The 20,981-nt window shown below is 68.5% G+C and carries 18 protein-coding genes; 12 read left to right on the top strand and 6 right to left on the bottom strand.

Translation table 11 applies throughout. From position 1 onward, the window contains the following. Window positions 1-9: 9 nt before the first annotated feature. Both AC1MLT_RS19825 and AC1MLT_RS19830 read left to right on the top strand, forming a co-directional pair. A complete protein-coding gene (locus tag AC1MLT_RS19825) occupies window positions 10-450 on the top strand; it encodes a DUF2721 domain-containing protein (RefSeq protein WP_481035932.1) in 441 nt (146 codons plus the stop codon). A 119-nt stretch (window positions 451-569) separates the two neighbouring features. Next, entirely contained in the window at window positions 570-830 is a 261-nt protein-coding gene (locus tag AC1MLT_RS19830; RefSeq protein ID WP_481035934.1) for a hypothetical protein, read from the top strand. Window positions 831-925: 95 nt separating this feature from the next. Here the strand turns inward: AC1MLT_RS19830 and AC1MLT_RS19835 are convergent, their stop codons facing one another. After that, window positions 926-1,963, bottom strand: a complete 1,038-nt coding sequence (locus AC1MLT_RS19835) for an IS30 family transposase (protein ID WP_481035590.1) — start codon at window positions 1,961-1,963, stop codon at window positions 926-928. Window positions 1,964-2,158: 195 nt separating this feature from the next. Here AC1MLT_RS19835 and AC1MLT_RS19840 point away from each other — a divergent pair, with 195 nt between their 5' ends. From AC1MLT_RS19840 to AC1MLT_RS19860, 5 genes are all read left to right on the top strand, one after another. Then, entirely contained in the window at window positions 2,159-3,307 is a 1,149-nt protein-coding gene (locus AC1MLT_RS19840) for a TRAP transporter substrate-binding protein (RefSeq protein WP_481035935.1), read from the top strand. Continuing rightward, a complete protein-coding gene (locus AC1MLT_RS19845; protein ID WP_481035937.1) occupies window positions 3,304-6,336 on the top strand; it encodes a putative bifunctional diguanylate cyclase/phosphodiesterase in 3,033 nt (1,010 codons plus the stop codon). Before AC1MLT_RS19840 ends, AC1MLT_RS19845 begins: the two co-directional genes overlap by 4 nt. 114 nt (window positions 6,337-6,450) lie before the next feature. Next, on the top strand, window positions 6,451-7,458 hold the full coding sequence (locus AC1MLT_RS19850) for a Bug family tripartite tricarboxylate transporter substrate binding protein (protein WP_481035939.1): 1,008 nt from the start codon (window positions 6,451-6,453) through the stop codon (window positions 7,456-7,458). A gap of 220 nt (window positions 7,459-7,678) precedes the next feature. After that, window positions 7,679-8,257 carry a DUF4142 domain-containing protein gene (locus AC1MLT_RS19855; RefSeq protein ID WP_481035940.1) on the top strand — a complete coding sequence of 193 codons (579 nt, stop codon included), beginning with the start codon at window positions 7,679-7,681 and terminating at the stop codon, window positions 8,255-8,257. A 24-nt stretch (window positions 8,258-8,281) separates the two neighbouring features. Then, window positions 8,282-9,451: an SMP-30/gluconolactonase/LRE family protein gene (locus tag AC1MLT_RS19860; RefSeq protein ID WP_481035942.1), complete on the top strand. Its 1,170-nt coding sequence runs from the start codon at window positions 8,282-8,284 to the stop codon at window positions 9,449-9,451. 78 nt (window positions 9,452-9,529) lie between these two features. Here AC1MLT_RS19860 and AC1MLT_RS19865 read toward each other — a convergent pair whose 3' ends face one another. Genes AC1MLT_RS19865 through AC1MLT_RS19875 form a run of 3 tightly spaced genes read right to left on the bottom strand, consistent with a single transcriptional unit; the run spans window position 9,530 to window position 12,376 of the window. After that, window positions 9,530-11,089 carry a sensor domain-containing diguanylate cyclase gene (locus AC1MLT_RS19865; protein ID WP_481035943.1) on the bottom strand — a complete coding sequence of 520 codons (1,560 nt, stop codon included), beginning with the start codon at window positions 11,087-11,089 and terminating at the stop codon, window positions 9,530-9,532. Between the two features lie 10 nt (window positions 11,090-11,099). Next, window positions 11,100-11,798 (bottom strand): hypothetical protein, encoded by a 699-nt coding sequence (locus tag AC1MLT_RS19870; protein ID WP_481035944.1) that lies wholly within the window; start codon window positions 11,796-11,798, stop codon window positions 11,100-11,102. A gap of 35 nt (window positions 11,799-11,833) precedes the next feature. Beyond that, the gene (locus AC1MLT_RS19875; RefSeq protein ID WP_481035946.1) at window positions 11,834-12,376 is read right to left on the bottom strand and encodes a GAF domain-containing protein; all 543 of its coding nucleotides are present in this window, start codon (window positions 12,374-12,376) and stop codon (window positions 11,834-11,836) included. A gap of 233 nt (window positions 12,377-12,609) precedes the next feature. Between AC1MLT_RS19875 and AC1MLT_RS19880 the strand changes: the two genes are divergently transcribed. Both AC1MLT_RS19880 and AC1MLT_RS19885 read left to right on the top strand, forming a co-directional pair. Further along, entirely contained in the window at window positions 12,610-12,780 is a 171-nt protein-coding gene (locus AC1MLT_RS19880) for a hypothetical protein (RefSeq protein ID WP_481035947.1), read from the top strand. Continuing rightward, on the top strand, window positions 12,780-12,986 hold the full coding sequence (locus AC1MLT_RS19885) for a hypothetical protein (RefSeq protein ID WP_481035948.1): 207 nt from the start codon (window positions 12,780-12,782) through the stop codon (window positions 12,984-12,986). The genes AC1MLT_RS19880 and AC1MLT_RS19885 overlap by 1 nt, the downstream gene beginning before the upstream one ends. Here AC1MLT_RS19885 and AC1MLT_RS19890 read toward each other — a convergent pair. Together AC1MLT_RS19890 and AC1MLT_RS19895 are read right to left on the bottom strand one after the other, a co-directional pair. Further along, window positions 12,983-13,378 carry a DUF1161 domain-containing protein gene (locus AC1MLT_RS19890; protein ID WP_481035949.1) on the bottom strand — a complete coding sequence of 132 codons (396 nt, stop codon included), beginning with the start codon at window positions 13,376-13,378 and terminating at the stop codon, window positions 12,983-12,985. The two genes, AC1MLT_RS19885 and AC1MLT_RS19890, sit on opposite strands and share 4 nt — an antisense overlap. Before the next feature lie 99 nt (window positions 13,379-13,477). Then, window positions 13,478-15,229 carry a putative bifunctional diguanylate cyclase/phosphodiesterase gene (locus AC1MLT_RS19895; protein WP_481035950.1) on the bottom strand — a complete coding sequence of 584 codons (1,752 nt, stop codon included), beginning with the start codon at window positions 15,227-15,229 and terminating at the stop codon, window positions 13,478-13,480. Between the two features lie 215 nt (window positions 15,230-15,444). Between AC1MLT_RS19895 and AC1MLT_RS19900 the strand changes: the two genes are divergently transcribed. The 3 genes from AC1MLT_RS19900 to AC1MLT_RS19910 all read left to right on the top strand — a co-directional run bounded on the left by AC1MLT_RS19900 (window position 15,445) and on the right by AC1MLT_RS19910 (window position 20,472). After that, window positions 15,445-15,618 carry a hypothetical protein gene (locus tag AC1MLT_RS19900; RefSeq protein WP_481035951.1) on the top strand — a complete coding sequence of 58 codons (174 nt, stop codon included), beginning with the start codon at window positions 15,445-15,447 and terminating at the stop codon, window positions 15,616-15,618. A 181-nt stretch (window positions 15,619-15,799) separates the two neighbouring features. Beyond that, entirely contained in the window at window positions 15,800-17,920 is a 2,121-nt protein-coding gene (locus tag AC1MLT_RS19905; RefSeq protein WP_481035953.1) for a TonB-dependent siderophore receptor, read from the top strand. Further along, window positions 17,917-20,472: a PepSY domain-containing protein gene (locus AC1MLT_RS19910; RefSeq protein WP_481035954.1), complete on the top strand. Its 2,556-nt coding sequence runs from the start codon at window positions 17,917-17,919 to the stop codon at window positions 20,470-20,472. Before AC1MLT_RS19905 ends, AC1MLT_RS19910 begins: the two co-directional genes overlap by 4 nt. Window positions 20,473-20,981: the final 509 nt, after the last annotated feature.

Below are 20,981 nucleotides of genomic sequence, written 5' to 3' on the forward strand. Positions count from 1 at the left end.
TCCGTTCCGATGCTCTCGATCCACGCCGACACCTCCCACGTCATCCAGCTGGCCGTCGGCCCGGCCTTCATGCTGGCGGCCATCGGCGGCACCCTCACGGTGCTGACCAACCGGCTGGCCCGCGTCAACGATCGCACCCTCAAGCGCCGCGAGGAACGCGAACATGCCGACGATGCGGCCGACGCCCAGAAATGCGCCGCCATCGACGAGGAACTCGCCACCCTCAACCGGCGCGCCAAGGTGATCAACGCAGCCGTCACCGCGGGCGCCATCTGCGCGATCCTGGTCTGCGTGCTGATCGGCTCGCTGTTCGTCGGCAACGAACTCGAGATCGCCTTCGACCGGCCGGTCGCCGTGCTCTTCATCCTGGCCATGCTCGGCCTGGTGGGCACCTATCTGCTGCTGCTGGTCGAGATCTTCATCGCGCAGCGCAGCATCAACCCGACCTGAGGCGGGCCGGGGCGGCAGGCGCGGCGGGCCGGGTGACGGCGTTTTCGTCCGCCGATCCGGCATTGCGTCACGAATGCGACAGTCGCTGGTGCATCCACCCGGCGCCGGAGCGCGTCTCCTTGGACATGACGCTCCCATTGCTCCGCCGCCTGGCCGGCCAGACGCCGCCCCTCACCATCACCTCCGCCGAGGAGATCGCCACCATCGAGATCCTGATGCTCGCCGGCCATCTGGACGCCACGCTGGCGGCGCCGGTCATCGCCGCCGATGGCACGCGCTCGCGCGTGGCGACGGTCCACGGCGTGACCCGGCTCGGCCACTGGATGCTGCTGCATGCCCCGCTGCCGCCAGTTCGCCGCACGTCGAATTTCAAAGTTTAATTAAAAAGCATTCAGTAAAAAACAATATAAATAAGAATTACTCAACTATTAATCCTGGTGGATTCAAACTTGAAGCGCAACACCCAGAGATTCAATCAATGAATCAGGGTTGAGGGAGTCGAACTGCTGAGGAGCAGTTGTCGGTAGACGGCAAGTGGTGATCGTACGCCCAGTGCCTTGCGCGGCCGGTCATTGATCTCGTCTGCAATGGCGTCGAGCTGCTCCTGGCTGTAGCCCGAGAGATCGGTGCCCTTGGGCAGGTACTGGCGCACCAGGCCGTTGGTGTTTTCATTGCTGCCGCGCTGCCAGGGGCTGTGCGGATCACAGAAGTACACCGCCACGCCCGTGCGCTCGGTCAGCTTGGCATGCATTGCCATTTCCCGGCCCCGGTCGTAGGTCATGCTCTGGCGCATCGGCTGGGCAATGCTGGCGAGTTTGTCGCTGAAGGCTTGCAGCACATGTGCTGCGGTCGCTGGCTTGGGATGAGGCAGCTTCACGAGCATCAGCAGCCGGCTGCTGCGCTCCACCAAGGTGCCCACCGCGCTGGCGTTGCCCTCGCCCTTGATCAGGTCACCTTCCCAATGGCCGGGGAATTGACGGTCCTCGATCTCGGGCGGACGCACGTGGATGCTCAGCATGTCGGGGATCTGGCCACGGCGGTCCTCCCCCTTGCTGCGGGGCAGGCGCTTGTTGTGCGCATGGCGCAGGCAGGCGATCAGGTCCCGACGCAGCTCACCCACGGGCTGGGCGTAGATGCAGTTGTAGATAGTCTCGTGCGACACGCAGTACTCATGCCCTTTGGGGTACAGGCGAGCGAGCGCCAAGGCCACTTGCTCGGGCGACCAGCGCAGGCGAAGGAAGTGCTCGACGGCGCCAAACAGGATCGAGTCGACATGCAGTTTACGCAACGGGCGGGCCTGCGCTCGACGATGGCTGCAGGCTTGCTGCGCGAGGGCACTGCCGTACCGACCCGTGGGCGCGGTGTTGCGCTGCAACTCCCGGCTGATCGTGCTCGCATTGCGACCGAGCACGCGTGCCATGGCGCGGATGCCCAAACCCTGCTGCTTCAGACTGGCCAGGGTGACGCGGTCTTCGGGCTGGAGTTGGGTATAGGTGGCAGGATGAGGCAACATGACGGGACCTTACAGGGCCGGGTGTTGCACTTCAGGTTTGAATCCGCCCCTTCTTAATGGTTCAATCAAAAATAGAACCAAACTGGGAATAGTTAATTAGCAGATATATTGCTTGCGAGTCTCGACCGCCGAATGGTCTTCGGCGATCGACGTGGTTTTTTCAGCAGGTCGGAAAAAGCATTGAGGCAAGCAGGCATGAACATTTCGCGAATCCATCGTCCGTACCGGTGGCTGGCGCTCGCATCCCGTATCCGTCCCGCGTTCCTGCTGCGGTCGATCGTGTTTTCCGGCTGGTGCGTCATGCAGGCCCATGCCCATGCCCAGGCCCAGGGTCCGGCACCGGTCGCGGCACCGGCCACCGCCACGGCCCCGATCAGACTGCGGATCGTCGGCGGTCTGGCCAACGTGAACCAGTTCGTGCTGCACGAGGAGCCGTTCTGGACCCGGGAGCTGGCCCGGCGCAGCGGCGGGCGCTACGGTGCCGACATCGTCCCGTTCGACCGCGCGGGTGTGCCCGGCTCCGACATCCTGACCCTGATGCAGCTGGGGGTGGTGCCCTTCGGCACGGCACTGCTGGGACAGGTGGTGGCTTCGTATCCGGAGCTCGGCCCGCCCGATCTGGCCGGCCTCAGTCCCGATGTCGCCACCCTGCGTCAGGTGGTCGCCGCCTATCGCCCGCAGCTGATCCAGTCGCTGCGCGAGCGTCACGGCCTCGAACTGCTGGCGGTCTACATCTATCCGGCCCAGGTGTTCTTCTGCACCGACCGGATCAGCTCGCTCAAGGACCTGGCCGGCCGCACGATCCGCGTCTCGTCGCCCACGCAGGCGGATTTCGTCACCGCGCTCGACGCGACGCCGATCTCGACCTCGTTCGCCGAAATCATGCCCGTCATGCGCGCGGGTCAGGCCAGCTGCGCCATCACCGGCGCCATGTCGGGCCGCGTCATCGGACTCCACGACTTCGCCAAGACCATCTACGCCATGCCGGTGAGCTGGGGGCTCGCATTGTTCGCCGCCAACGGAGATGCCTGGCAGGCCCTGCCGGAGGAGCTGCGCAAGCTGCTGCGCGACGAGCTGCCGCGACTCGAGTCGGCGATCTGGGACGAGTCGGAGCGCGAGAGCGGCCGGCAGCCGACCTGCGGCGCCGGTCCCGATTGCCGGCCGGGCGCGTCGACGCGCCCGATGACGGTGTGGCCGACGGAAGCCGAACAGCGCAAGCGCCGCGAGGTGTTCGAGCGGCAGATCCTGCCGCGCTGGCTGGAGCGCTGCGGCGCGGGGTGCGCGCGGCTGTGGAACCGCACGATCGCGACGACGGTCGGCATCAAGGCGCCGGTGGCCCCGTGAGAGGCCTGGCGTCGGCCCGGTACCTGGCCATCATCTATGGCATCGCGTCGAGCATCGTCCTGACGATCGGCGGCAGCGCGGTCCTGTTCGGCTGGAGCCTGCACGAACGCGCGTTGGCCGGTGCCCAGAGGCAGGCCGATCGTTTCGTGATGGGAGCCCAGGCGGCGCTCAACCGCAACGTGCTGGGCGTGGATGTCATGCTGGCCAGCCTCGGGGAGATGGCGGGAGAGGGGGGCGCTCCGTCCGCCGTCCCGAACGCGCCCCGGGCCGCGCCCGCGATGGCGGCGGCGGTGCGCCAGAACCTGCTGGTGCGCTATCTCGGCATGTTCGCCATCGACGGCCGGCTGCTGGCCGCGTCCGACCTGCGTGGCGGTCCCGGCCGCGATGGACTGCCGCCCGGCTTCATGGGCCATCTGCTGGCCGAGCCGATCTCCACCCTGGTCATCAGCGAGCCGGTCGTCAGTCCGTCGAGCTCGCAGCGCGTGCTGTATTTCGGCCGCTACCTGCAGCTGCGCGACGGCCGGCGCGTCGCCGCCGTCGCCGAGGTCGAGATCGCGCAGCTGGCCACCATCCTGGTCCAGGGCGCCGACATCCCCGGACTGGAGGTGGCGCTGGAGCGCGACGGCGGCATCCTGGTGGCGAACACGCCCGCGCAACTGACGAGGGAGCGCCCGGGCCTGGCGCGGGTGCCGGAGCAGTTGGAGCCCCTCGAGGTCCTGACGGCGCGGCGCGCCGGCCTGCCGATCCGCTCGGCGGCCCGCCTGAGCGGCCTGCCAGCGCTGGTGGCCGCGCGCCATACCCTGCATCGCGACGTCGTCGTGACCGCGAGCATCCCGCTCGACTTCGCCCTGGCCGACTGGCGCCGCGAACGCGACGGCATCGTGGCGCTGGCCGCGGCCTTCATCGTCCTGACCCTGGCGGTGGCGGTGTTCACGCACCTGCGGCTGCGCCGCCAGTGGGAGGCCAACCTGCAGCTGCGGCGGTCCACCGCGACGCTCGACCAGGCGCTGGGCGCCATGGATGTCGGCTTCGTGCTGCTCGACGCCGAGAACCGCTTCCTGGTCTGGAACCGCCGGTTCCTGGAGATCTTTCCATGGGCCCATGGCCTGACCGCGTTGCACGCCTCGTTCCTGCCGGTCCAGGAGCGCACCTCGGCCTACCTGGTGGAGCCATCGCTCGCGACCGGGGGTGTCGAGGCACGCGACCAGGAACTGCGCCTGCCGGGCGATCGCCTGATCCGGGCGACCAGGAATCGCACGCCCGACGGCGGGCTGGTCTGCATCTATCAGGACGTCACCGAGCGGCGGCGCCACGTGGCCGAGATCATCGAGGGCAAGGCGCAGTTGCAGGCCACGCTCGACGCCTTGCCGGACACGCTGCTGGAACTCGATCCCGAGGGCCGCTGCCGCCGTTTCCACGCCCCCGGGACGTCGCGCCCGGTGATCGCGCTGGCGCAGCCCGTGGGCCGCTCGATCGACGAGCTGTTCGCGCCCAAGGCGGCGGCGCAGATCGCGGCGGCGCTGGCCGAGGCCGAGGCCCAGGGCTGGTCGCGGGGCCGGCGCTTCACGCGCGAACTCGATGGCGAAGCGGCTTTCTTCGAGATCTCGGTCTCGCGCAAGCCGGCCGGCGGCGATGGCTGGCCCGGCTTCATCGTCATCGTGCGCGACACGACGCAGGCCGAGCAGGCGCGCCATCGCATCGAGCAGCTGGCCTTCTACGATGCCCTGACCGGCTTGCCCAACCGGCGGCTGCTGCTCGACCGCATGGCGCGCGCCGTCGAGGTCGACCATGAACGCCATGGCGCGCTGCTGTTCCTGGACCTGGATCATTTCAAGCTCCTCAACGACGCCATGGGCCACGCCATGGGCGACGACCTGCTCAAGCAGGTGGCCGACCGGGTCCGCGCCTGCATCGGCGAGCACGACACCGTGGCCCGCCTGGGGGGCGACGAGTTCGTGGTGATGCTGCAGTGGCTCGATGCCGATCCGGCCGAGGCGCAGCGCCAGGCCCGCGCCGTCGGCGAAGCCATCCTGATGGCGCTCGGCCTGCCCTATTCGCTGATGGGACGGGTGGCGCATCGCGGCACCTGCAGCGTCGGCGTGGTGCTGTTCGACAGCCATGCGCGCACGTTGGAGGATCTGCTCAAGCGCGCCGACATCGCGATGTACTACGCCAAGACCTCGGGCGGCAACGCGCTGCGTTTCTTCGAGCCGGCGATGGAGGTGGCGATCGCCGGTCGCTCGGCGCTGGAGGCCGAATTGCGCGAGGCGCTGGAGGCGGCGCAGTTCGAGCTGCACTACCAGAGCCAGGTCACGCACCAGGGCGAGATCCTGGGCGCCGAGGCGCTGGTGCGCTGGCGGCATCCGCGGCGCGGCCTGGTGGCGCCGGGCGAGTTCATCGAGGTCGCCGAGGAGACCGGTCTGATCGTGCCGCTGGGCACCTGGGTGCTGGAGGAGGCCTGCCGCCAGCTGGAGGCCTGGAGCCACCTGCCGCGGCGCAGCCACCTGTACCTGGCGGTCAACGTCAGCGAGCGCCAGTTCCGGCGCGACGACTTCGTCGCGCAGGTGCGGCAGGTGCTGGAGCAGACCGGTGCCGACGCCACCCGGCTCAAGCTCGAACTCACCGAGAGTCTGCTGCAGAGCCAGGTGGAGGAGACGATCGGCAAGATGCGGCTGCTGCGCGCGCTCGGCATCCGCTTCTCCATGGACGACTTCGGCACCGGCTACTCGTCGCTCTCCTACATGACGCAGCTGCCGCTCGATCAGGTGAAGATCGACAAGTTCTTCGTCGGCGGCATCGGGCGCGACCCCAAGGTGGAACTGATCGTGCAGACGATCATCGGCATGGCCCGCAACCTCGACGTCGAACCGATCGCCGAGGGCGTCGAGACCATCGAGCAGCAGCGCTTCCTGGAGCGCAACGGCTGCCTGCTGCTGCAGGGCTATCTGTTCAGCCGGCCGCTGCCGGTGGCGGCCTTCGAGGCCCTGCTGGACGCGCCGCGCGACGCCGGGATCGTGGCGACGACCTGAGGTCCGCAGCGGCACGCGCGCCAGCGGAAACCGGTCCGCGTTGTGCGGGCGTCGGGCATCAGTTATTTTCCGGGGTCCCGACCGATCCGGTCACCCTTTCCCGGAGACACATCCATGCCCGCATCCCACGATTCATCCCCACTCTCCCGACGCCAGCTGGTGGGCCTGGGCCTCGCCGCCGCCGCCGGCACCATCGCCTCGTCGCCCGTCCGGGCGCAGGCGGCCTGGCCGACCCGCTCCGTCACGCTGGTGGTCGGCTACCCGCCCGGCGGCCAGACCGACTTCGCCGGCCGCATGGTCACCGCCGGCATGCAGACCGCCCTCGGCCAGGGCGTGGTGATCGACAACCGGGCCGGCGCCGGCGGCAACATCGGCACCGACTACATCATGAAGGCGGCGCCCGATGGCTATCGTCTGCTGGTGGGCAACGGCAACATCACGCTCAACCCGCACACCTATCGCAACACGGCCATGGCCGATCCCCTGAAGCTGACGCCGATCGGCCTGCTGCTGCAATCGTCGCTGGTGCTGGCGATCCCCAACACGGTGCCGGCGAAGAACTACAAGGAGTTCGTCGACTGGGTCAAGCGCAACAAGGACGGCATCGACTATGCCTCCGGCGGCCCGGGCAGCCTGACCCATGCCAGCATGGAGCTGTTCCGCGAGCGCATCGGCAAGCCGACGATGAACCACGTGCCCTACAAGGGCAGCAGTCCCGCCGTGATCGACCTGATCGCCGGCCGCGTGAGCGCGATGTTCGATGCCGCTTCGGTCATGGCGCCATTCATCAAGTCGGGCCAGCTGCGTCCGCTGATGGTCACCGGCAGCCAGCGCGTGCCGGCGTTTCCCGATGTGCCGACGGCGGCCGAGTGCGGGCTGAAAAACTTCGAGGTGATCTCCTTCGTGGGCCTGTACGGTCCGCCGGGGCTGAGTGCCGACATCGTCCGCAAGGCCAATGTCGCGATGAACGCGGCGCTCAAGGACCCGACCATCCAGAAGGGCATCGTCGAGCGCGGCGATGAACCCGGCGGCGGCACGCCCGAGCAGCTCGCCACGCTGACGCGCGACTATTACAAGCTGTGGGGCGAAGTGGTGCGGGCGAACGACATCCGCGCCGAATAGGCGGGCCGGGCGGGCCGGGCGGTCCGGGCGGCGATCGCCGACATCGCCGCAGGTCCGGATCGGAAGCCGCGCGCCCGCCTCGGGCGCGGCCGGCGACCTACAGGCGGAATCTGGATCGGCTCACGAGCGGGCCGGGCGCCTCGCGCGACGCTGCGTCATCGCTTCCCGATCTCCGGGATGCCCACCGCGCCGCGTCAAGGCGTCCGAAAGAAAGACAACCATGTCCATCCCACGCCTGCGATCGACATCGCTTCTGGTCGCCGCCCTCCTGGCCGGCGGCTTCACCCTCCCCGCGTTGGCCCAGAACGCGGCCGCCGACAAGCAGGTCATGGCGGCCAAGTCGCTGTCCGACGACGACCGTGAATTCATGCTCAAGGCCACCGGGAGCGGGCTGTTCGAGATCGAGGCTTCCAAGCTGGCGGCGAAGAAATCGCAGAATCCCGAGATCAAGCGCTATGCGGCGATGCTGGTGAAGGACCACACGGCGGCGAGCGAGGAACTCAAGGCCATCGCCCAGTCGCTGCCGCTGCGCCTGCCGCGCAACATGCCCGATGGCGAGAAGGCCGAGTTCAACAAGATGACCAAGATGGACGCGGCCGAATTCGACCAGAACTACATGAAGGTGGTCGGGATCGAGCACCACCGGACCGACATCGCGATGTTCGAGGAACGCGTCGAGAAGGCCGAGCAGCCGAAGGTCAAGGCCTTCGCCACCAAGACCCTGCCCAAGTTGAAGGCTCACCTGGCCGCGGCCGAGAAGATCGGCCTCGGCGGCATGGCCGCGTCGGCAGCCAAGTAAGCCCCTCGATTCCCCGATTCCTCCATGCATCCGTCTCTCCGTCGTACCGCCATGCGATTCACCATTCCTCTCGCCACCCTGGCCGCGGCCGTCCTGCTTTCGGCCTGCGCCCAGAATCCCGCCACACCGGGCTCCTCCTCGAGCATGCCGATGGCCTCCGGCAGTGCCCGGCTGCAGACCGTGGCCCGCTTCGAGCACCAGGTCACGGGCGTCACCGTCGCGCGCGATGGTCGCATCTTCGTCAACTTCCCGCGCTGGACCGAGGACTCGCCGGTGTCGGTGGCCGAGGTGCTGAAGGACGGTTCGATCCGTCCGTTCCCCGACGAGCGCTGGAACGCCTGGCGCAATTCCCGCAAGGACGAACTCGATGCGCGATCGCACTGGGTCTGCGTCCAGAGCGTCGTGGCCGACCGCCAGGGCAATGTGTGGGTACTCGATGCCGCCGCGCCGGGCCAGGGTCCGGTGGTACCGATGGGGCCGAAGCTGGTGAAGATCGATCCGGCGAGTGGACGCGTCGCCCAGACGGTGGCCTTCGACGAGACGATCGCACCCCAGGGCAGCTATCTGAACGACGTGCGCTTCAGTCCGGATGGCCGCCATGCGTACATCACCGATTCCGGCGCCAAGGGCGCCCTGGTGGTGGTCGACCTGGCCAGCGGCCGTTCGCGCCGTCTGCTCGATGGCGATCCACGCACGCAGCCCGAGAAGGACGTCCTGGTGAAGGCCGATGGCCAGGTGCTGCGCCGCACCGATGGCCGGGCGGTCGAGTTCGCGGCCGACGGCATCGCGTTGTCACCCGATGGCGCGACGCTCTACTGGCAAGCCATCAAGGGCAGGACGCTGTATGGCGTGCCGACCGCCGCCCTGACCGATGCCACGCTCACGCCGGCCCAGCTGTCGACGCGCGTCGCGCGAGTGGGCGACAACGGTCCGGCCGATGGCCTGCTGATCGGCCGCGATGGCCGTCTGTATGTGACGGCGCCCGAGGACGATGCCGTGAAGGTGCGCGACAACGTGTCGGCGCCATTGCGGGTGCTGGTCAGGGATGCGCGCCTGCGCTGGCCCGACACGATGGCAGAGGGCCCGGATGGATCGGTCTATGTCACGAGCTCGCGCATCCAGGACATGAACTGGTACAAGCCGGCCCAGGGTCCGGCGCTGCCGACGACACTGTTCCGCATCGACGGACGCTGAGCACCCGCGGGGCGGGCGCCATGGCGAGGGGGCAGGATGGGGGCGTCGTCCGCGTGCCGCCTTCGGCCTCCTCGGCGCTCAGCGTTCGCCGATGTCGGCGGCTTCCTCGGTCGGCTGGAGCATCGCCACGCTGTTGCGTCCCGCCGCCTTGGCCGCGTAGAGGGCGCGGTCGGCCCGCTTGAGCAGGTCGACGCTGGTGGTCTCGCTTCCCGAGGCACTGCGCGCGGCGATGCCGGCGCTGATCGAGACCCGGCCGAGCGCGTGGCCCTCGTGCGGGATGTCCAGTGCCAGCACGGCCTTGCGAATGGTCTCGGCGACGATGGTCGCGCCGGCATCGTCGGTGTCGGGCAGCAGCACCGCCATTTCCTCGCCCCCATAGCGGGCCACGAAGTCGCCCGGCCGTCGAACCGCCGCCCGGATCGCCTGGGCGACCTGCTGCAGGCAGCGATCGCCCTCGGGGTGGCCGTAGACGTCGTTGTAGCGCTTGAAGAAATCGACGTCGATCATGATGAGCGCGAGCGGCCGGTCATGGCGCACCGACTGCCGGAACGCGAGATCGAACTGCTGGTCGAAGTGGCGCCGGTTGGCCAATCCGGTCAGACCATCGTTTCGCGCCAGCTCGGCCAACTGCGCATTGACCCGCTCCAGTTCGTGATGCGCCTGGTGCAGGCTGAGCTCGGTGCGCCAGCGCAGGCGCACGAGCGCGACGATGCGGCTGCCGGCCACGCCGATCAGCACGCACAGCGCCAGGATCCAGCCGCTCTGCAGGATGCTGGAGGTCTTCCAGTCCTGCAGCAGGTCGTCCTCGGCGACGGCCACCGCCATCAGCAGCGGGTGGTCCTGCAGGTGCTGGAAGCTCACGAGCCGCTGCACGCCATCGACCGGCGACCGTGTCTCGGTCGTGCCGACCCGCTGGGCGCGCAGGATGGCATAGAGGGGCGAGCCGTCGATGCTCTTGCCCATGTCCTCTTGCGCGAAGGGCAGGCGCGCCATGATCGTGCCGTCGTCCTGGATCAGGGCGATCGCGCCGTGCCGGCCGATGTCGAAGTCGCCCATGAGGCGCAGCACGTAGTCCAGCCGCACGGTGGCCAGCACCACGCCGGCGAACCGACCGTCCGCATCGTCGATGCGGCGCGACACCGGAATGACCCAGACCTTGGTCGAGCGGCTGAGGATCGGCGCGCCGACGTGCCAGCGCTTGCTGATGTTGTCGCGGTGATGGATGAAATAGGCGCGGTCGGAGTTGTTGGCGTTCGGGTAGGCGGTCGGCTCGGAATGCGCGATCCAGCGGCCGGTGGCGTCGTAGACGAACAGGCCATGGACCTGGTCGATCGTGGCGACCTGGTTGACCAGCACCGGCTGCAGCTGCTGCATCCGATCGGGTGTGATGTCGGCGCGTTCGAGTTCGTAGCCCAGGCTGTCGAGCACATGGCCGACCTCCGAGAACATCGCGTTCATCTGGTGCGACACGGCCCGGGTCAGGTTCGTGGTGGAGACGGTCACCTGCTGGAATTCGGTCGTCCGCGCCTTCCAGATCAGCCAGGCGTTCATGGCCACGAGCGCGAGGCAGACCGACACCACGAAGGAGATCGTCGCGAGCAGCGTGCGGTTGGTGTGCGGACGCGCCACTTCCGTCACGGCATCGGATTCAGAGACTGCGCTGCGGACGGGTGGCCGGCGCTGGTGGATGGAAGCCCTTGAACAGTTCGTCCGCGCAGGCCCGGAAGGCATCGCCGGTCTCGGTCGTCAGCGTCTGCGTGGTCCGGCCGTCCAGTGTCCGCGTGCCGGCGACCTGCAGGTCGATCACCGCCGACACGTCCTGTTCGCCGGCGGCGCGATTGAAGGCGATGACGAAGGTGCGGTCCACCACCATCGAGCGGAAGGTGGCCGAGAAGCTGTCGTCCAGGGCATCGAAGAACAGCGCATGGCCGGGATTCGACGCATCCAGGCGCAGCGGCCGGCGCGGCATCGGTCCGTGGGGTGCCCGGACGGCGGCATGGTGCGGCGCCACCGGGTGTTCCCAGGCCAGGCCGTCGTACAGGCCGAGCTTGAGCGAATAGCCCGGGCCGCCCTGCGGCCAGGCCCGCAGTTCGTAGCGGCCGGCGAGCTTGACCGGTGCGCCGCGCCGCGTGCTGTGGTCGATGGCCACCGCGGCGAATTCCAGTCCACAGGCCGAGAGCCGGCCCTCGATGGTCTCGCGGTGGTGCTTGACATACAGCGTGCCGGCCTCGACAGGAGCGGCGGCGGCACCCGGCACCGTGGGCTGCGACGCGGCGATGGCATGTGCCCAGCCACCGACCACGAGGCACGACAGCAGGAGGGAGGTCGGAATTCCAGGAATTCGCATGGGGTCGCTCCGCGAACCGGTCGCCACGCCGACCGTCAGGCAGAGTCTGCACTCGAACGATCGATCAGGCGAGCCGTCATCTCGGAAGCCATGCGCAGGCGCTTGAGATCGCGCTCGGTCAGCGCGTCGTTCGGAGCGACGCTGAAACAGCAGAACGTGCCGTAGATCTCGCCGCTGCGCAACACCAGGGGCGTGCTGAGGTGGGCGCCGACGCGGAACGGCAGCGGTGGCAGGCTGGCGGCATCGGGCAGTCGCGCGACGTCGCACACCAGCTGCGGCATGCGGCCGTCGACGACGCGCTGGCAGAAGCTGCTCTCCAGCGGATCCGAATGTCCGACCGTCAGCAGCGGTTGCGCCGGATCCTGCTCGACGTGGCGGAACACCCGGCGTCCGTTCTCGAAGCGCGATACGAACACCACGTCCATCTGGAGGTGATCGCGCACCAGTTGCAGGACTTCGCCCACCGAGCGGTGGATGTCGGCATCGCTGCGTTCGGCCGTGGCGACGGACAGGCGCGACAGGTGGGACAGGCGACCCTCGAAGGTCTCCGCAGCCAGGATCGGTTCACGCGCCGACATCGTCGAATCCCGTCGCCATCCCCGTCGCGTCACGGCGCAATGATGAAAACACTTTCATACACATCACGCATTTTTCGCACAGTCCGGCGAAATTGCAAACTGCTGGTTTGCAATTGAGCGACCGGAGTGCGGCGCATCCACCACACCCATCGTCACGCTCGGCCTCAGGCATCGTTCCTACAGGAGCGAATGCTGGAAAGACTTAAGTTGAATGTTTTAAGGAGAGATTCGCCATGTCGGACCCAACGAAATCGCCTGCCTCGACGCCTCCTCAGGACCGGGATCGTCACGTCACCGAGCCCGAGATCCATCAGGACCTGCTCGATCCGGATGGCGCCCCCGAAGCCGGCACGCCCGGTCAGGACGAGAACGCGCCCGGCTTCATCAAGCCACGGGAGTCGTGATGCCGACCCGCGACAAGTTCGTCGAGACCTATCACGCCTGGTTGCGGGCCGACGATCAACACCGCGACCTGATGGCGGCGATCATGGACGGCCGCCAGCCGCTGGATGCCAAGGCCATGCACGCGACGCTCGGCGAGGTCGAGCGACTGCATCACGACTGGATGGCGCTGGCCGAACGCTTCGCCGAGGGTGGGCAGGGCGGCTAGGGCTTGCAGACGCCGCCCGCCGGCGTGCTGCCATCGCGGCACTCGGTCAGCACCGCCGATGACGCAGGCGCCGGTCCGGTCTGGGTCTCGTAGACGATCTTGCGACTGCCCCGGCCGCAGGTGCCGACGACCCGGCCCGTGTCGACGGCCGCATCCGCATCGACCGTGCGAACGCTGAAGCGCGTGACCCCGGCAGCGGCGATGCGCGATTCGATCTGGCTCCGCAACACCTCGCAATTCTCGCCAGCCGCCGTGGCCGCGGCGCTCGCCGCTGCGGCGGAGGCGGCGCTCGGCGTGGTGGTCGCGGGACCCGCCGCGCTGGCGCCGGTGGCCGCGAAGGTGAGGAGAAGCAGGGAGGCCAGGTTCGAGAGGAACGGTGATTTCATCGTCATCGCCGACAGTTTAGGAAGGGCGGGAAAACGTGCCTGTGTGCGCAGGTAACGCCCGCGCCAGCCCGGGTCCAGGCTCGGATGCCCGTCGTTCCGGGTCGCTCAGACCAGCACCAGCCGCCTCGCGGGCGTGCTGCGCGGTTCCAGCCCGGCAGCCTGGGCGGAGGATTCGATGACGCTCTGCAGTCGCAGGCTGGCCGCGACGTCGCTGAGCATGGCCGCGGGCACGGGCTTGGAAAAGTAGTAGCCCTGGAACTGGTTGCAGCCGAGCTGCATCATCTGCGCCACCTCGGCGGCGGTTTCGGTTCCTTCGGCCAGCACGGTGATGCCCAGGCCGTCCGACAGCTCGATCAGCGCGCGGCAGATCGCCAGGCTCTTGGGCCGCTGCTCGACGTTCATGACGAATTCGCGATCGATCTTGAGCTTGTCGAAGGGCAGCGTGCGCAGGTAGCTCATGCTTGAGTAACCGGTGCCGAAGTCGTCGATCGCCGATGTCACGCCCAGGTTGCGCAGCGACGACAGGATGGCGTGCGTCATGCGGCTGTCGCGCATTGCCGCCGTCTCCGTCAGCTCGATCTCCAGGCGCGAGGGCGACACGCCGTTGGAGCGCAGTGCGTTCGAGATGTGACGCACGATGCGCTCGTTGCGAAACTGGCGTGCCGACAGGTTGATCGACAGCCGCAGCGCCTCCAGGTCGGTGCCGGTCCAGGCGTTGAGCTGTCGCGCGGCGGCCTCCAGCACCCACTGGCCGATCGGATCCATCAGGCCGCTCTCCTCGGCCACGCCGATGAAGTGGCCTGGCGCGAGCAGGCCGAGCTCGGGGTGGTTCCAGCGGATCAGCGCCTCCGCGCCGAAGACGCGCTGCTTGCCGACGTCGACCAGTGGCTGGTAGTGCAGCACGAACTCGTCGCGCTCGAGCGCCCGGCGCAGGTCCTGCTCGATGCGCGCCCGCGTGCGGGAGCGCTCGCTGGCCTCGCGCGAGGCCGGATTGGGTACCGCCATGCCCTCGGCCGCGACCGGCGCCAGGGCGGCGATGGCGCGATCGAGCAGTTCCTCCGGCTCGGTGCTGTCGGACGGATGCAGCGCCATGCCGAGTTCGAACTCGGGATTGAAGCGCAGCTCGTCCACGGTGATCTCCTGGCGCAGGCCGCGCACCAGGCGCGCGGCGCGGTCGCCCGGCGTGGCATCCGTGGCACCCGCCTCGATCCGGAAGCCGAACAGCTCGGCGTCGATGCGCGACAGCAGCGGCCGCTCGCAGCCGGTGTCGGCCAGGCCCGCCTCGAGCCGGGCGAAGAAGGCCACCGTGGCGATGTTCGCCGGCGCGTTGCCGAAGGCGAGCGTCAGCTTGGGCAGGTTCGCCACTCGCAGCACGCACAGGGCATACGACGCCGAGGCATCGCCCTCGCCGAGCCGTCGCAGGAACGTGGCCCGGTTGGGCAGACCGGTCAGCCGGTCGTAGTGGGCCAGTTCGGCGAGCGCTCCATTCAGGTGATTCAACGCATAGGACGTATCGGCCATCAGGGTGCCGACCTCGTCCTCGAATTCGAGCGGCAGATCGGGCAATGTCCGATTGAGCGTGTATTCGCGCAGGCTCTCGGAGGTCATCAGGACCGGCCGCAGCAACTGGTCCAGCGCCCACATCACGGTGCCGGCGCCGACCAGGGTGGCGACCACGACCACCAGCAGGGTCGCGATCGTCGCATTCAGCGCAAGCGAATGCCGATACGTGAACCAGCCGACGAGCGCCAGGAGGGGTACGTGCGCGCCCAGCACGACGACCAGCATCAGCATGCTGCGATAGCCGATCCGTCCGCGGGAGGAGAGCTTGCGATAGAGCCAGAGTGGATGCGCCAAGTCGCTGCCTTTGAGATTCGCGAGGCGGTTTGCCTCGATGGCTGTTTATCGGCGCTTTGGCGGCGGCCTTGAACGGGTACCGCGTCAAGACGGGAATTTCTGTGTCGGACTCCACGAACTTTCGCTTACGTAGGTCCTTTTAGGACAGTAGACACTCGTTTTAGCGAATTCAAATCCGAATCCGAATCCGAAAACCATTTGAAGGTGCTCTCCCCATGAATTCTTTCCGACAGACGCCCCACAAGGATTTCGTCCGTATCGAGCCGACCGAGCGCTTCGGACAGCGCGACCGTTGGGACGGCAAGACCGAGCGTCGCCTGCCGACTTTCCGGGTGCTGGCGACCCTGTTCGCCTTCACGGGCATCGGCGTGCTGGCACTGGCCGACTGAGGATCAGGACGACTCCGGCGGCCACCGCGATGGCCGCCGAACGGGAAAGGATCGCGGGATCGCATCAAGGGGGGGGATGCGGTCAAGAATGATTCTCAAGCGCATCCGTACAATCGCGGCCATCGAAATTTCCGCGATCGTGGTCGATCGGACGCTCTCGCGCCTCCGATTGCGCAAGAAAATGAAACATCCCCTGGTCTCCCTCGCCCCCCTGCTGCTCGCATCGACCATCGTCCAGGCCCAGTCCGCCACTTCGCGGATCGCCGAGGCAGGGCAGGAACTCGACACCGTCACCGTGCGCTCCGACCGTGCCAGTGGTTTCGTCCCCCACACGGTCGAAGCCGGCACCTTCCGGGGCGGCTCGATCATGGAAGTGCCGGCCACGGTGAACACGGTGACGCGCGAGGTCATCGAATTGCAGGGCGCCGCCGGCATTTACGACGTGCTGCGCAATACCGCCGGTGTCACGCGGCAGCAGAACGGTGGCGATACCTTCGACCAGCTGGTCATCCGCGGCATCGCGGTGGAGAACCGGACCAACTATCGTCTGAACGGCTCGCTGGCGATCCCCAACGTGTCGGAGATCCCGCTCGAGAACAAGGAGCGGGTCGAGGTGCTCAAGGGCGCCTCGGCGCTCTACTACGGCTTCACGTCGCCGGCCGGCGTGGTCAACCTCATGACCAAGCGCGCCGGCGCCACGCCGGTGACCTCGGTCGGCCTGGGACTCGACAACCATGGCACCGCGCAGGGCTTCCTCGATCTGGGGCGACAGTTCGGCGACCGCCAGCAGTTCGGCGTGCGACTCAACGCCGCCGGCGGCCAGCTGGGTTCGCCCATCGATGGCGTGGATGGCCATCGCAGCTTCTTCTCCGGCGCCTTCGACTGGCGCGTGAACAGCCGCCTGACCTTGCGGGCCGACATCGAGACCTACCGCAAGAGCATCCTGGAGCAGGCCGGCATCGCGCGGCTGGCGGCGGTCAATGGCGTGATCGCGCTGCCGGCGCTGCCGGATCCGCGGCGCCTGCTGGGCTCGACCGGCGCCACCTTCGATGCCGAGGTCACCAACACCCAGGTCCGCGCCGACTACTCCCTGTCCGACCAGTGGGCGGTGATGGTGGAGGCCGGCCGCTCCGAGGCCCGGCGCGACCGTCGCCTGTCGATCTTCAGCAACTACAACGTGCGCACCGGCGCCGGACGCATCACCGGTAATTCGCAGCACCTGGCGCAGAGTTCCGATCTGGTTCGCGCCGAACTCTTCGGCACCTTCGCGACCGGCGCCTGGCGACACGAGTTGACGCTCGGCGTCGCCCGCAGCGACAAGACCCAGGATCCGATCTTCCAGCGCACCTATGGCGGCGCGAGCACCCCGCAGAATCTCTACGACCCGCGCGTGATCGGCGAGCTGCCGTTGTCGGCCATGCCGGTGCGTCCGACCACGGGTGGTCAGGACAGCCGCGACGTCGGTGTCTACGCGCTCGACCGCATCACCTTGTCGCCGCAATGGCAGCTGGTCGCCGGTGCGCGCCACACGCGTTTCGAGAGCACCCAGCAGGCCAGCGCGACACTGCCGCTGATCGCCTACGACGTCAGCAGGACGACGCCACTGGCCGCCCTGAGCTACCGGTTCACGCCCGACCTCATGGCCTACGTCTCCTATGCGCAGGGCGTCGAGGAGGGCGAGGTCGCGCCGACCGGCACGGTGAACCAGAACAATCGCATGGCACCGGGCGTCAGCCGGCAGAAGGAGACCGGTTTGCGCTGGCTGACGCCGGCCGGCACGCTGCTGTCGGGCGCGCTGTTCGACATCGAGCGGCCCGGGGCCTACACCAACGCGGCCAACGTCTTCGTCGGCGACGGGCGGCAGACCTATCGCGGCGCCGAGGTCTCGGCCCAGGGGCGCCTGACGCGGCAGCTGGCCTGGCAACTGTCGGGCCAGGTGCTGGACGCCAGCTTCCGCGACATCAATGCGCAGTACGACGGCAGGCAGCCGGAGAACACCGCCCGGCATACCGCCAGCCTGTTCCTGTCCTACGACATCGCGCCGGTGCCGGGCCTGTCGGTCAATGGCGGCGCCTACTTCACCGGTCGCCGCCCGGTCGACGACCTGAATCAGGCCTTCATCGGCGGCGTCACCGTATTCGGTCTGGGCGCGCGCTATGCGACCTCGGTGCTGGGCCGGCGCGCCCAGTTCCAGCTGAACGTCGACAACCTCGCCGATCGACGCTACTGGGCCGCCGCCGGCACGCGCCTGGCGGTCGGCACGCCGCGCACCGTGCGCGCCCTGGTCAAGTTCGACCTGTGACGGCCGGCGCCGGCGAGCCGCCACGCGCGGTGCGACGCGCTTCCTGGACGAGCCTGTTGCGCGAGGCCTGGGTCCGGATCCACTGGTTCATCGGCATCACGGCCGGCAGCGTGCTGGCGATTGTGGGCCTGACCGGCGCGGTGCTGTCGTTCCGCGCCGAAATCGTCGAGGCCCTGAACCCGGCCTTGCGGCACGTCACCGCGCCGACGGCCGGCGCCGTGGCGCTGACACCGGCCGAGCTGGTCGAGCGGCTGCGCGCCATCGAGCCGGCGCGGCGCGTCGCCACGCTGACCCTGATCGCCGAGGCCGGCCGGCCCGCGCGTGCCGTCTTCGCGCCGGCGCCCGGCGAGCGCCGGGGCGAGAGCCGCATGGTCGACCCGTATACCGGCGCCCTGATGCCGCATCCGCGAGGCGACGAGTTCTTCGAGTTCGTCGAGCGACTGCATCGCTGGCTGCTGCTGCCGCGCGAGAGCGGCAAGCCGGTGACCGGCACGCTGGCGGCCGGGCTGCTGGTGCTGGCACTGTCCGGGCTGTATCTGCGCTGGCCGCGCCGCGCGGCGTCCTGGCGCGCCTGGCTGCGGATCGATGTCGGCCTCAAGGGCCGCGCCTTCGTATGGAACCTGCACGCGGTGGCCGGCACGCTCGCCCTGCCGCTCTACGTGGTATCGGCCGCGACGGGCGTGTACTGGGGTTTCGATTCCGTCCGCGCCATGGTCGATGGCGCCGCGGGCGAGGGGCGGGCGGTCCGCGTGCAGCGCATGGGCGCACCGGGTGGCATGGCCAGCGGGACGCCGCCGGCCACGCGCGCCGTGCCCGATGCGGATCTGCGGCGCGTCTGGTCGGGTTTCCAGTCCGCGACGGCGGGCGACTGGCGGCAGGTCACGCTGCGGCTGCCCGCGGCCGGAGCGACGCAGGTCGAGGCGACCTACCTGCAGCCCGACGCGGTCCACGAGCGGGCGCGCGACCGCCTCCATCTCGATGCCGCGACCGGCGCGGTGACGCGGCACGACCGCTATGCCGACAAGGCGCTCGCCGGCCGGCTGGTCAACAGCATCTATCCGCTGCACATGGGCAGCTACTGGGGACTGCCCGGCCGCCTGGCCATGGCGCTGTCGAGCCTGGCGCTGGTGCTGTTCGCGATCACGGGGTGGTGGATGTACCTCGACCGGCGCCGCACAGGCACGCTGGTGCGGCGGGAGCGGATGCGGCTGGCGGCGACCGGCGTCACGGCGGGCGCGGGCGGGGCACCGGTGCTGCTGGCCTTCGCCTCGCAGACCGGCCATGCCGAGCGTATCGCGCTGCGCACCGCCGGCGCGCTGCAGGCGGCGGGCGTGGCCGTCGACGTGCGGCCGCTGGCGGCGCTGGATGTCGGGTTGCTGCGGCTCCAGCGGCACCTGCTGATCGTCGCCAGCACCTTCGGCGATGGCGATCCGCCCGATGCGGCGCATGGCGTGGTCGAACGCCTGGAAGGCGAAGCCGGTGTGGACGGCCTGCGGCATCTGCGCTATGGCCTGCTGGCATTGGGCGACGCGCATTACGCGACCTTCTGCGGCTTCGGCCGCACGCTGCGGCACCATCTCCAGGGCCTGGGCGCGCGGCCGCTGTTCCCGATGATCGAGGTCGACGATGGCGATCCCGATGCGCTCATGCGCTGGACCCGCGAGGTCGGTGCGGCGTTCGGCGTCGCACTCGACATCGCTCCCGCCGCGCCCGCCGACGAGCCGGTGTTCGAACCCTGGCGTCTGGTGCGCCGCACCCTGCTCAACCCCGGCAGCCAGGGCGATCCGCTCTATGAGATCGAATTGCGGCCCGCCGGGGATGCGGGTGCCGGAGGCGGTTGTGGACCGGCCGGTGCGGCTGCGAGCCCCGATGCCGGCGCCACGGCGGGTGGCAGCTGGCTTCCGGGCGCGCTGGCCGAACTGCGACCGCCGTCGGGCATGGGTTCGGCGCCGTCATCGCCCAGGCGTTATTCGGTGGCTTCGCTGTCCCACGAGGGCCGCGTGCAGTTGCTGGTGCGCCAGGTGCGGCATGCCCACGGCCTGGGTCTGGCATCGGGCTGGCTGACGGCGCATGCCCCGCTGGGCGAGGTCGTCGCATTGCGGCTGCGGCCCAATCCGGCCTTCGCGCTGGTCGATGGTGACGTGCCCTGCGTCTTCATCGGCAACGGCTCGGGCTATGGCGGGTTGCGTGGCCATCTGCGCGAACGCGTGCGGCGCGGCCATCATCGCAACTGGTTGGTCCATGGCGAGCGCCATGCCGCGCACGACGACGTCCTGGGCGCCGAGGTCGATGGCTGGCAGCGCACCGGCGCCGTCGAGCGCGTCGATCGGGTGTTCTCGCGCGACACCCCCGCCCGCCCGTATGTGCAGGACCGCCTGCGCGAGCACGCGGAGATCCTGCGGCGCTGGGTCGACGACGGCTGCGTGATCTATGTGTGCGGCAGCCTGTCGGGCATGGCGTCCGGCGTCGACCAGATCCTGCGCGAGGTGCTCGGCCACGCGACGCTCGACGACTTGCTGGTCGCCAACCGCTATCGCCGCGACGTCTATTGAGCCAGCCGGGACCGGCGAGCCCGCCCACCGGTCTTTCCGCGCTCCGCACAGGGTCTGCGAACGGGCCTCGGCGTCAACGACTTGATGCATCTGGAACATCGACATGCAATCCGTGCGAATCCGCACGTGCACCGGATGAGGATCGTCCAGTTCGGACAATGACTCATTGATGGTTATCGATGGTCATTGGCGGGATTGACCAATGGACAGATCCGGCATTTGAAGATTCACGCAAGAGCGCCGGCAATGGCTCCCCGGATGCCAATCCACGCCTGCATCGCCATTCCCTCCATTGAACGTCGAAAGAAGATCAGGATGGCATGCAGCGCGCGGCAGGTCATTTTTCGTCGAGAAGAGCGCCTTGGAAGAGTGTGTACGGCGATCTAGAACGAAATTAGCCAATCGTACGACCCCGACGATTCAATCCAATTCAATCAATACTAAAGAATTAAAAGGGCAGAAAAAATTAATTAACGGAAAATCATCTTGATGGGTCTGATGGCTGTTGA

This window comes from Variovorax sp. PEI5, assembly GCF_056679935.1.

Bases quoted from the DNA above. Each gene is read 5' to 3' on its own strand.
- AC1MLT_RS19825 (WP_481035932.1), top strand. From the start codon at position 10: ATGCTCTCGATCCACGCCGACACCTCCCACGTCATCCAGCTGGCCGTC.
- AC1MLT_RS19835 (WP_481035590.1), bottom strand. From the start codon at position 1,963: ATGTTGCCTCATCCTGCCACCTATACCCAACTCCAGCCCGAAGACCGC.
- AC1MLT_RS19840 (WP_481035935.1), top strand. From the start codon at position 2,159: ATGAACATTTCGCGAATCCATCGTCCGTACCGGTGGCTGGCGCTCGCA.
- AC1MLT_RS19850 (WP_481035939.1), top strand. From the start codon at position 6,451: ATGCCCGCATCCCACGATTCATCCCCACTCTCCCGACGCCAGCTGGTG.
- AC1MLT_RS19855 (WP_481035940.1), top strand. From the start codon at position 7,679: ATGTCCATCCCACGCCTGCGATCGACATCGCTTCTGGTCGCCGCCCTC.
- AC1MLT_RS19860 (WP_481035942.1), top strand. From the start codon at position 8,282: ATGCATCCGTCTCTCCGTCGTACCGCCATGCGATTCACCATTCCTCTC.
- AC1MLT_RS19870 (WP_481035944.1), bottom strand. From the start codon at position 11,798: ATGCGAATTCCTGGAATTCCGACCTCCCTCCTGCTGTCGTGCCTCGTG.
- AC1MLT_RS19875 (WP_481035946.1), bottom strand. From the start codon at position 12,376: ATGTCGGCGCGTGAACCGATCCTGGCTGCGGAGACCTTCGAGGGTCGC.
- AC1MLT_RS19880 (WP_481035947.1), top strand. From the start codon at position 12,610: ATGTCGGACCCAACGAAATCGCCTGCCTCGACGCCTCCTCAGGACCGG.
- AC1MLT_RS19885 (WP_481035948.1), top strand. From the start codon at position 12,780: ATGCCGACCCGCGACAAGTTCGTCGAGACCTATCACGCCTGGTTGCGG.
- AC1MLT_RS19890 (WP_481035949.1), bottom strand. From the start codon at position 13,378: ATGACGATGAAATCACCGTTCCTCTCGAACCTGGCCTCCCTGCTTCTC.
- AC1MLT_RS19900 (WP_481035951.1), top strand. From the start codon at position 15,445: ATGAATTCTTTCCGACAGACGCCCCACAAGGATTTCGTCCGTATCGAG.
- AC1MLT_RS19905 (WP_481035953.1), top strand. From the start codon at position 15,800: ATGAAACATCCCCTGGTCTCCCTCGCCCCCCTGCTGCTCGCATCGACC.